The sequence below is a fragment of the Limnohabitans sp. genome (genome assembly GCF_017848645.1).
GTDB lineage: Bacteria > Pseudomonadota > Gammaproteobacteria > Burkholderiales > Burkholderiaceae_C > Limnohabitans_A.
Genome location: NZ_JAFEIF010000039.1, coordinates 18,565 through 29,032, shown reverse-complemented (window position 1 = coordinate 29,032; position 10,468 = coordinate 18,565). Strand labels below are relative to the sequence as shown.

Sequence of the window (10,468 nt, the reverse complement as noted above, 5' to 3'; positions counted from 1 at the left end):
CCATCCCTCCCAGCCCTTTGCCGCACAGTCACAATTGGTCGCATGAAACGCCTTTACGCCTATTTTTTTCGCGGTCTGATCAGCTTTTTGCCTGTCGGTCTGACCGTTTATGTGCTCTACCTGTTTGTCATCTGGGTCGAGGGTTCGGCCATGCGCGTGTTGCGCCCTTTCACGGGCGACTTCTATCTGCCGGGTCTGGGCATCGTGCTGGGCACGGCGCTGATTCTGGTGTTGGGTTTTCTGGTCTCGCAGCCCTTCATGACCCGCATGCTCAGTTGGGTGGAGCTGCCCTTCACCAACTTGCCGCTGGTCAAAAGCATCTACTCTTCGCTCAAAAGTTTTGCCGATTACTTTTCACCGCACGAGCGCGATGCGCAGCAGGTGGTGCTGTTGAAAAAACCGGACAGCGAGCTGTCCATCATCGGCCTGGTCACGCGCCAGAACCTGAGCGAGCTGCCGCTGGATGCGCAGACCCGCCAAAACGTGGCGGTCTACCTGCCCATGGGCTACATGATCGGCGGCTACACCGTGTTTGTGCCACGCGAATGGGTGCAGGTGCTGGACATGTCGGTGGAAGAAGCCATGCGCTCATCTCTGACGGCCTGGATGGGCAGCACGAAAAATCCGTCCGATCCCGCGTGACAGCTTGCCAGGCGCTGCGCTTTAAACTGCGCATTTGCCTTGTTTGGAAGATCTGCCATGACCTTGCCCCCACCCGCACTTGAGCATGTTTGCGACCTGGCCGTGACCATCGCGCCTCCTGTGGAAGTCGGCCACACGCCCGCGGGCCTGCGCCGCATGATCCCGATCACGGGGGGCACCGTGACGGGACCCCGCTTGAACGGCAAAGTGATGGCGGGCGGGGCCGACTTTCAGCTGATTTTGGGCGGCGGCACGCAGGCACACCTGGACGCGCGTTACGTGATGGAACTGGACGACGGCAGCCGCGTGTTTGTGCAAAACACCGCGCTGCGTGTGGCTTCACTGGAGAACTCCCTGCGCATCATGAACGGCCAGCCGGTCAACCCCGACGAAATCTATTTCCGCTGCCAACCCAAACTCGAAGCCACCGCGCCGCAATGGGCTTGGCTGAGCGAAAGCCAGTTCATCGGCACCGGCCGGCGTGCTCCCGATGGGGTGTATCTGAGTTTTTATCGGGTGCTTTGAGCAGCCAAAAAGGCCACCGCCGCCGCGACACCATCGGTGCCAAAAGGAATCTTTTGCACCGTCATGGCCGCCTCAATGCCGGCCAGGGCTCCCAAAATCATGGGCTCGTTCATGTCGCCCAAGTGGCCAATGCGAAACACCCGGCCCGCCAATGGCCCCAAGCCGCCCGCCATGGCCACCTGAAAACGCTCACGGGCCACGGTGCGCAGGGCTTCGGGGTCGATGCCGGGTGCCACCTCGATGGCCGTGACCGAGGCTGAGCGCGTCTCGGGCAAGCGGGCATGAAAGCGCATGGCCCCCGGCACCGCCCAGCGCTCGACCGCCGCGTGTACCGCGCCCGCCAGGCGCTGGTGCCGTGCCCACACGTTTGGCAAGCCCTCGGCTTCGAGCAAGGCGATGGCGGTTTCCAAGCCAGCGATGTGGGCCAGCGGGGGCGTGCCGCAAAACTTGGCCGACTGATTGGTGGACTGGCGGCGTTGCCAGTCCCAGTAAAAACGGGGGTCAGCGTGCTGCGCTGACCAGGCCATGGCTTGGGCATTCACGGCCACAAAGCCCAGACCGGGCGGCATCATCAGGCCCTTTTGCGAGCTGCCCAGGGCCACGTCCACGCCCAAGGCGTCCATGTCAAACGGGCTGGCGGCCAGCGAGGCCACCACGTCGACCACATACAGCGCCGGATGCGCCGCCGCGTCGATGGCGCGGCGCACCGCCGCCAGGTCGCTGGTCACGCCGCTGGCGGTGTCGGTGTGCACCACCATCACCGCGCTGATGCGGTGGTCTTTGTCTTCGCGCAGGGCTTGCTCGATCGCGGCCACGTCAAAGGGATGGCCCTCTTGGCAGGGCGTGCGCTGCAAAGCGATGCCCAGCCCCTCGATCTGGATCGCCCACTGGTCTGAAAAATGGCCCGAACCGGCCAGCAGCAAGGTGTGCTGCGGCGACGCCAGGTTGGCCGCTGCCGACTCCCACATCCCGTGGCCGTTGCTCGCAAACAGAAACACATCGGAGTTTGGGCTGTGCAGCAGACGCTTCATACCGCTTTCACATTCGGCGATCATGGCCCCCACCCGGGGGTCGGTCAGATCGGTCATGGGCCGCTGCATGGCGTGCATGACCTCGTCGGGCACATGGGTCGGTCCCGGCGAATGCACAAAACGGATGCCGGGGATTCGGGGAGTGGACGGTGAAAAACGGTTCATGCCATGCCTGCGAGTCGGTGAAACAAGATTTCAGTTTAAAACGACCCGTGGCGCACCGCTGTGTCCTGCGCGATAGCACCAGACTTTAGACAAAACAGGCGCGGGTCAACGCCAGTGCCCGCAACGGCATTTCAAGCAAACCGCGCTGGCCGATACGGTGCCGGGTCCAGCAAAGGGGCCTCAGCGCTGACCATCTCGGCCAGCAGCCGCCCGGCCACCGGCCCCAGCGTGAAGCCCTGGTGCGCGTGGCCGAAGTTGAACCACAGGCCCTTGTGGCGTGGCGCAGGCCCCATCACGGGCAGCATGTCGGCGGTGCAGGGGCGTGCGCCCAGCCAGGGCGGCTCGGGCAAAGGCTGGCCCAGGTCCACCAGTTCACGCGCCAGCGCTTGGGCCTTGGCCAGTTGCACCGGGGTGGGCGGGGCATCGATGGGCGCAAATTCAGCGCCTGTGGTCAGGCGCAGGCCGCGTTGCATGGGGGCCAGCACATAACCGCGTTCGGCGTCCAGCACCGGCTGGCGCAGCTGGACCGGTGCCTGGTAATGCTGGTGGTAACCGCGCTTGATGAACAGCGGGAACCGGTAACCCAGCGTGCGGATCAGGTCATCGGCCCAGGGCCCCAGCGCCAGCAACGCCTGCTGGGCGTCCACACGGCCTTCTGTGGTCTGCACCGACCAGCCCGCGCCTTGCTGCTGCAAGCTGGCGGCATCGCCGGTCAACAAGCGTCCGCCGCGGGCGACAAACAACTCGGCATAACGCTGCACCAAAGCGCCGGGATCGTTCACCGCCCAAGAGTCCAGCCAATGCAAGGCCCCCGCCAATGGCACGCGCAAGGCGGGCTCGGCCTGCGCCAGTTGGTCGGTGTTTTCGGCCTGCGAGCGCACGCCCAAACGGGTGCGCAAACGGTCGGCCCGCTGCGCCGCCTTGTCGAAGGCCTCGGCCGTGCGGAACACAAATCGGAAACCTTCACGCGCCACCAGATCCTGCGCACCCGAAGCGGCGATCAACAGGTCGTGTTCGTCGGTGGCATGGGCGATCAGGCGGCTGTAGCCCTCCGCGGCGCGGGCATGGGGCTGGGGGTGCGAGTTTTTGTAATACGCCCAAAGCGATCCGGCCATCTGCCACAGGCCCCGCGCATGCCAGTGGACCTCGGCCCCCCGCCCCAAAGCGGCGTTGAGCAAAAAGCCCGGCTCACGCGGAAAAGCATAGGGCTCGACCGCCTCGCGCTGGATCAGGCCTGCGTTGCCCAAAGAGGTCTCCTGGCCCGGTGCGCGCCGATCCACCAGCACCACATCGAAGCCCCGCTGCTGCAAATGCAAGGCGGTGCAGGTGCCGACCATGCCAGCGCCGAGAACAAGGATGGAAGAAGCCATGGTGTTGGGAAAGTGTCAGGTGGCCATGATGCGCTGATGCGCCCGAAGTTGGCCGCATTCATTGCGTCCAGTATAGAGAACCGATACCCCCAACGGCTGTGAATTGCAGGGGCCAAACCAGCCCATGGTGTGGCCCCTTGTTTAAACTCGCACCATGAGCCCCATGACCACCGTCACCCTGCAGCAAGCCCTGTCCGACCTGTTTGCCCCTTGGGTGCAGGCGCTGAACCTGAAGGTCGAGCACTTTGACGCCGACAGCGTGACCCTGCGCCTGCCGCAGAGCGATCAACTCTCGCGCGTAGGCGGCATGCTGTGCGGGCAGGCCATGATGGCCGCGGCCGACACGGCCATGGTGCTGGCGCTGATCAACCACTTTGGGCAGTTTCGACCCTGCAGCACGGTGCAGCTGTCGAGCAGCTTCATGAAGCCTCTGTCCGGGCAAGACGCCCTGATCACCGCCCGGGTGCTGCGGGCGGGCAAGGCCATGGCCTTTGGCGAGATTGACCTGGCCGGGGCCGATGACGGCAAAAGCGTATTTCGGGCCAGCACCACCTATGCCCTGATGTGAATCAGGTTGTGCCAACTGCCTGTCAGCGGCCCGCCAGCCTGGCTTGGCTACAATAAGCCCATTATTTTTTGAGGTTCCACATGTCTGCTCACAACGACGCTCACACATCCGACGATCCCGTGGAAAACGTGGTCAAGCACATCCCCGTAATCATTCCGGCCGCCGGTGCCGTGCTGATTTTCCTGCTGGCCTTCATCGCCGTGTTCATGGCCTGAGGCTTTGCCGCCCCCGGTGCGCCGCCCTGGCCGCACCCGCCCAACCCGCAACAGCCCGTGCTTTGCGGGTTTTATTTTGTGCGCACGGGCATGATGTGCAGCGCCCCCGGCGCGATCAGCAGCTGAACCCAGCCGCCAGCCCCCACTTGCAGACGCCGCAGCAGTCGGCTGGTCAGGTTCAGGGTGATGGTTTGGCTGGGCAGGGCTTCGGACCGAAGCGTGCACAGGCTGATTTCACCCAAGGACAAGACCTCCAGCAGCTGGCAGCGCAAGCGGGTGTGGCCCGGCTCTGCCAAGCTGGGCATCTCGCCGTCGGCCATCACGTCCACCTGTTCCCCGTTCAGCACCCAAGTCACGCGGGTGCCATCGTCGATCTTGTTTTTGTCGAACACCGCCAAGTCCAGTCCGGCTTCTGGCTGCGAGGGATCTGTCCAGCACAAGCGCCCCCAGCCGGCTTCGCCCTTCAAAAAACGCCCTTCAAAGTGGTTTTGAATGCCCACCAACTCGGCCACCCGGGCGTTGCGTGGACTGGCAAACACACGGGCGGGCTCACCGGTTTGCAGGGACTGGCCTGCGTCCACAATCACCACCCGGTCGGCCAAGCGGCGGGCCTCGGCCAAGTCGTGCGTGACCAACACCATGGGCACCGACACCTTTTGGCGCAATGCGGCCAGCTCACGGTACAGCGTCTGGCGTGTGGGTGCGTCCACCGCAGAAAAGGGCTCGTCGAGCAACAAGACGCCGGGCAAGTGAGCAGAGGCTGAGGTCAAAGAGGCTGTCGGCATGACCCGCACCAGCGCCCGCGCCAGCGCCACGCGCTGCTGCTGACCGCCCGACAGTTGCGAAGGCCTGCGCTGGCTCAGCGTGGCCAGCCCCAAACGCGCGAGCAATGTCTGCACATCCGCGCCCGACCAGCCCGGCCCAGCGGCCAGCGCCACGTTGGCCTGCGCCGTCATGTGCGGAAACAGCGCGTAATGCTGAAACACCAATCCAGCTCGGCGCTCTTGCGGGCTGAGCTGCACGCCCGCCGCCGTGTCCAGCCAAGCCTGGCCCGCCACCCGAATGTGCCCTTGCACATCGGCGGGCGTCCACAAGCCCGCGATGGCGCGCAGCATGCTGGTCTTGCCGCTGCCCGACGGGCCGACGAGCGCCACCAACTCGCCCGCACCGCAGTCGAATTCGGCTTCCAGCCGGATCGGGCTGGTCGAGCGCAATTGCACTTGCAGGCCGTTCATCAGCGCTCCTGCAGGGCGCGGCCACGCTGGCCCACCCGGTCAAACGCCAGCACCAGGCTCAGCGCCAGCAAGGAGATGCCGACCAGCGCCAGCGCCATGACATGGGCCGACTGCAAATCCATGCCTTGCACCTTGTCGTAGAGCGACACCGACAGGGTGCGGGTCTCGCCCTCGATGTTGCCACCCACCATGAGCACCACGCCAAACTCGCCCAGCGTGTGCGCCACCGTGAGCGCCATGCCGGCCAGCAAACCGGGCCAGGCCAGCGGCAGCTCGATGCGCCAAAAGGTCTGCCAGGTCGACAAACCTGAGACCCAGGCCGCCTCGCGCAGGCTGTGCGGCACAGCGGCAAAAGCGCGTTGAATCGGCTGCACCATGAAGGGCAGGTTGACCAGCACGCTCACCAGCAACAGGCCTTCGAGGGTGAACACCAAGCGAATGCCCGAGGCCGCCAGCCACGCGCCCAAAGCACTGCCCTGGCCAAAGGCCACCAAAAAGTAAAACCCGATCACGGTGGGGGGCAGCAAAAGGGGCAGCAGCAGCAAAGCCTCGACCACAGGACGGCCTGCCCAGGCGGTGATGGCCAGCCAGCGGGCCAGCGCCAAGCCCACGGGCAGCAGCGCCAAGGTGGTCAAAACCGCCAAAGTGAGCGAAACGTGAAGGGCGGACCAATCCATGGTGTGGGGTGTGATGGCAGAGACAAAGCAGGTGAGTGTGAAGCGCTGCCCACCCGTGGGGTCGTGCAGCGCGCAGCCCGATTATTGCGGCAAGGCGTAACCGTGCCGCACAAACACCGCCTGGGCGGTCGGGCTGAGCAAAAACCGGTGCCAGTCTGCCGCCGCCGCACCCGCGCCCTTGAGCAGCACCATGCGCTGGTGCAAAGGCGCGTGCAATTCAGCGGGCAGCGGCAAGACCTGCAAGCTGCGGGCGATTTCAGGGGCCTGCGCCAGCGCCAGCGCGGTGATGCCCGCCTGCGCCGCGCCCGTGGCCACAAACTGGGTGGCCTGGCCGATGCTGTCGCCCAGCACCTGGCGTGCGGCCGGCAATGGTCCAACGCCTGCGTGCTGCAAAGCCTCCACAGCCGCCACGCCATAAGGGGCCAGGGCCGGGTTGGCGATGGCGAATTTGTCACTGGGCTTCAGGGCGCGCACCACCGCAGCCAAACCTTGGGCCAGCGGTAGTGCTGAATTTTTAGGCACAACCAGCGCCAATCGGCCCGTAGCGTAGCGCTGACCCGTGTCCACCGTGCGCCCGGCTTTGGCCAGTTCGGCCACCCAAACCTCGTCTGCCGAAATGAATTGCTCAACCGGCAAGCCCTGCAAAATCTGCCGCGCCAAGTTGCCCGACGCGCCCAGATTCACATCCACCTGGACCCCGGTTTGTTGACGGTATTGGTTTACCAAGTCAGCCAGCACAAACTTCAGGTTGCTGGCGGCGGCGACCTTGATGCGGGCCGGGCTTTGTGCCTGTACCAGCCAAGGGGCGACCCAGGGCGCCACCAAAGCCGCCTTCAGCCAGCAACGCCTCTGAGGCTGGAAATCGGCGTCCACAGCAACCCGCATAACGTCATGCTTCTTTTGCATAGATTTAAAGAGGTTTTCAGCCCAGCTGACAGGCACAAAACAAGCAGTCTCCCTAAAATCGAGGCCCGCTGGTTACCGCGTGGTTACAGCCACTGTTTTCAAACGGCCACAGCCCTCAGTATCTCAGCCCCCTAGCCGTTTTCTCAAAGCCCCTGCGCAGAGGTTTTGAAAAAACGATTTTTAAACTTGGAGCACTTCCCATGAACTCACCCGTGATGCAGGGCCTGAACCTCAATACGCCCACTTACGTGAAAAACGCCAAGCTGATTGCCTGGGTCGCCGAAATGGCCGCCCTGTGCAAGCCCGCCAACATCTATTGGTGTGACGGCTCCCAAGAAGAATACGACCGCCTGTGCGCCGAACTGGTGGCGGCCGGTACCTTCAAAAAGCTCAACCCTGCCAAGCGCGCCAACTCTTACCTGGCTTGCTCCGACCCGTCGGACGTGGCCCGCGTGGAAGACCGCACCTACATCTGCTCGGCCAAAAAAGAAGACGCCGGCCCCACCAACAACTGGATGGAACCCGCGCAAATGCGCGCCACCCTGAACCCGCTGTTTGACGGCTGCATGGCTGGCCGCACCATGTACGTGGTGCCTTTCTCGATGGGCCCCTTGGGCTCACACATCAGCCACATTGGCATCGAACTCAGCGACAGCGCCTACGTGGTCGTGAACCAGAAAATCATGACCCGCATGGGCAAAGCCGTGTACGACGTGCTGGGCACCGACGGCGAGTTCGTGCCCTGCATGCACACCGTGGGCGCACCTTTGGCTGCTGGCCAAAAAGACACCACCAGCTGGCCTTGCAACCCGACCACCAAGTACATCGTGCACTACCCCGAGACCCGCGAGATCTGGTCTTATGGTTCGGGCTACGGCGGCAACGCGCTGCTGGGCAAGAAGTGCTTTGCGCTGCGTATCGCGTCCAACATGGGACACGAGCAGGGCTGGTTGGCCGAGCACATGCTCATCTTGGGCGTGACCAACCCCGAAGGCAAGAAGTACCATGTCGCAGCCGCCTTCCCCAGCGCCTGCGGCAAAACCAACTTCTCGATGCTGGTGCCACCCGCTGCGTTTGACGGCTGGAAAGTCACCACCATCGGTGACGACATCGCCTGGGTCAAGCCCCACACCGACGGCAAGATGTACGCCATCAACCCCGAGGCTGGCTACTTTGGCGTGGCCCCTGGCACCAACATGAAGACCAACCCCAACTGCATGCTGAGCCTGCACAAGGACGTGATTTTCACCAACGTGGCCCTGACGGACGACGGCGACGTGTGGTGGGAAGGCATGGAAAAAGACACCGGCAAGCTGCCCGACCATTTGATCGACTGGCAAGGCAAGGACTGGACGCCCCAGATTGCCAAAGAAACCGGCGCCAAGGCCGCTCACCCCAACGCCCGCTTCACCGTGGCCGCGACCAACAACCCCGCACTCGACCCCGCTTGGGACGACGCTGCAGGCGTGCCGATCGACGCTTTCATGTTTGGCGGCCGCCGCTCGACCACCGTGCCATTGGTCACCGAAGCACGCAGCTGGACCGAAGGCGTCTACATGGCCGCGACCATGGGCTCAGAGACCACCGCTGCCGCCTTTGGCGCACAGGGCGTGGTGCGCCGCGATCCGTTCGCCATGCTGCCGTTTTGCGGCTACAACATGAGCGACTACTTCCAGCACTGGCTGGACACCGGCGCCAAAGCCCAGGCCGCTGGCCACAAATTGCCCGCCATGTACTGCGTGAACTGGTTCCGCAAGGGCGAAGACGGCTCGTTCGTCTGGCCCGGCTACGGCGACAACATGCGCGTGCTCAAGTGGATGATCGACCGCCTGGAAGGCAAAGCACAAGGCGAAGCCACCATGTTCGGCATCGCCCCCACTTACGCAGAGATCAACTGGAATGGCATCGACTTCAGCGCCGAGCAGTTCAAAGCCGTGACCAGCATCGACCCCGCCGCTTGGCAAGCCGAATTCAAGCTGCACGACGAACACTTTGCACAGCTGAGCTACCACTTGCCCCAGGCCTTGCTCGACACCAAGGCCGCGCTGGAAAAGCGTCTGGCGTAAACCGTTTCAGGTCAAGCGCCCAACAGGCGCTCAGCCTCGCAACCGCCCCGGCCACAAACCGGGGCGGTTTTTTCTTGCCTGCACAATCGGAGCCATGTCTTTGCTGCAAACCCCTGAATCCCGCATCCGCATCGCCTCGTGGTTGATGTGGGTCACACCCGCCTTGTGGTCGGTCAATTACATCGTGGCACGCAGTGCACCGGGGGTGGCCGAGCCTCACATGCTGGCTTTGGGACGCTGGGCTTTGGCGGGGGTGATCCTGGCTTTGGTTGCGCGCAGCGAACTGTGGCGTGAGCGGCACAGCACGCTGCGCGATGCGGGGCGTTACTTGGTACTCGGGGCTTTGGGCATGTTGATTTGTGGGGCTTGGGTTTACCAAGGCGCACAAACCACCTCGGCCATGAACATAGCGCTCATTTACGCCGCCTCACCCGTGCTCATCGCCGTGGCCGCTGTGTGGTGGCTGGGCGAGCGGTTTTCTGTGCGCCAGGGTGTGGGTGTGCTGATCGCCATGGCGGGCGTGTTCCATGTGGTGGTCAAAGGCCAGTGGCTGGCCTTGGGCCAAGTGCAATGGGTCGCCGGTGACGGCTGGATCGTGCTGGCCATGGTGTCGTGGGCTGCTTATGCCCTGCTGCAAAAGAAGTGGCCCACGCCGCTAGGCTCCACCGCGCGTTTGGCTGCGATTTGCATGGGCGGCATGCTGGTGTTGCTGCCCTTTGCGGCTTGGGAATTCGTTCAAGCCGACACACCCGCCTGGACTTGGCAGGCCACGCTGCTGGTGGTGGCTGCGGGTTTGTTGCCGGGCATTGGGGCGTATTGGGCTTATGGCTTTTGCCAAAAGGTCTTGGGTGCCAGCCGCGTGGCCGCCAGTTTGTATCTGGGGCCCTTGTATGGCGGCCTAGCCGCTTGGCTGGTGCTGGGTGAAGCCATGGGCTGGCACCACTTGATGGGCGCTGCGCTGATCTTGCCCGGCATTTATTTGGCGTCTCGCCCTTCGGCTTGAAGCGGTCAACGGGGTCCACCCCCTAGCGCATGAAAAAAGGCCTCCGCAGGGAGGCCTTTGATCGT

At 63.9% G+C, this 10,468-nt stretch carries 11 protein-coding genes; 6 read left to right on the top strand and 5 right to left on the bottom strand.

Annotated elements, in window-relative coordinates; genetic code table 11:
• Nucleotides 1–42 precede the first annotated feature (42 nt).
• Nucleotides 43–642: a DUF502 domain-containing protein gene (locus QZ190_RS08790; protein WP_291915392.1), complete on the top strand. Its 600-nt coding sequence runs from the start codon at nt 43–45 to the stop codon at nt 640–642.
• 57 nt (nt 643–699) lie between these two features.
• Nucleotides 700–1,167, top strand: a complete 468-nt coding sequence (locus QZ190_RS08785) for a DUF3237 domain-containing protein (protein WP_291915391.1) — start codon at nt 700–702, stop codon at nt 1,165–1,167.
• On the opposite strand, the gene QZ190_RS08780 is transcribed toward QZ190_RS08785, so the two are convergent.
• Together QZ190_RS08780 and QZ190_RS08775 are read right to left on the bottom strand one after the other, a co-directional pair.
• Nucleotides 1,152–2,363, bottom strand: a complete 1,212-nt coding sequence (locus tag QZ190_RS08780) for an aminotransferase class V-fold PLP-dependent enzyme (RefSeq protein ID WP_291915390.1) — start codon at nt 2,361–2,363, stop codon at nt 1,152–1,154. The genes QZ190_RS08785 and QZ190_RS08780 overlap by 16 nt on opposite strands.
• Before the next feature lie 131 nt (nt 2,364–2,494).
• On the bottom strand, nt 2,495–3,733 hold the full coding sequence (locus QZ190_RS08775) for an FAD-binding oxidoreductase (protein ID WP_291915389.1): 1,239 nt from the start codon (nt 3,731–3,733) through the stop codon (nt 2,495–2,497).
• 154 nt (nt 3,734–3,887) lie between these two features.
• On the opposite strand from QZ190_RS08775, the gene QZ190_RS08770 reads away from it, so the two are divergent.
• Nucleotides 3,888–4,301, top strand: coding sequence for a PaaI family thioesterase (locus tag QZ190_RS08770; RefSeq protein WP_367114236.1), 414 nt, complete (start codon nt 3,888–3,890; stop codon nt 4,299–4,301).
• An 80-nt stretch (nt 4,302–4,381) separates the two neighbouring features.
• Nucleotides 4,382–4,516 carry a hypothetical protein gene (locus QZ190_RS08765; RefSeq protein WP_255350435.1) on the top strand — a complete coding sequence of 45 codons (135 nt, stop codon included), beginning with the start codon at nt 4,382–4,384 and terminating at the stop codon, nt 4,514–4,516.
• Nucleotides 4,517–4,587: 71 nt separating this feature from the next.
• Here the strand turns inward: QZ190_RS08765 and QZ190_RS08760 are convergent, their stop codons facing one another.
• The 3 genes from QZ190_RS08760 to modA form a co-directional block, all read right to left on the bottom strand.
• Entirely contained in the window at nt 4,588–5,751 is a 1,164-nt protein-coding gene (locus tag QZ190_RS08760) for an ABC transporter ATP-binding protein (RefSeq protein ID WP_291915388.1), read from the bottom strand.
• Nucleotides 5,751–6,428: a molybdate ABC transporter permease subunit gene (gene modB / locus QZ190_RS08755; RefSeq protein ID WP_291915387.1), complete on the bottom strand. Its 678-nt coding sequence runs from the start codon at nt 6,426–6,428 to the stop codon at nt 5,751–5,753. Before modB ends, QZ190_RS08760 begins: the two co-directional genes overlap by 1 nt.
• Nucleotides 6,429–6,509: 81 nt before the next feature.
• Nucleotides 6,510–7,313 (bottom strand): molybdate ABC transporter substrate-binding protein, encoded by an 804-nt coding sequence (modA, locus tag QZ190_RS08750; RefSeq protein WP_291915386.1) that lies wholly within the window; start codon nt 7,311–7,313, stop codon nt 6,510–6,512.
• 221 nt (nt 7,314–7,534) lie between these two features.
• On the opposite strand from modA, the gene QZ190_RS08745 reads away from it, so the two are divergent.
• Both QZ190_RS08745 and QZ190_RS08740 read left to right on the top strand, forming a co-directional pair.
• Nucleotides 7,535–9,400: a phosphoenolpyruvate carboxykinase (GTP) gene (locus QZ190_RS08745; RefSeq protein WP_291915385.1), complete on the top strand. Its 1,866-nt coding sequence runs from the start codon at nt 7,535–7,537 to the stop codon at nt 9,398–9,400.
• 94 nt (nt 9,401–9,494) lie between these two features.
• On the top strand, nt 9,495–10,403 hold the full coding sequence (locus tag QZ190_RS08740; RefSeq protein ID WP_291915384.1) for a DMT family transporter: 909 nt from the start codon (nt 9,495–9,497) through the stop codon (nt 10,401–10,403).
• Nucleotides 10,404–10,468 lie beyond the last annotated feature (65 nt).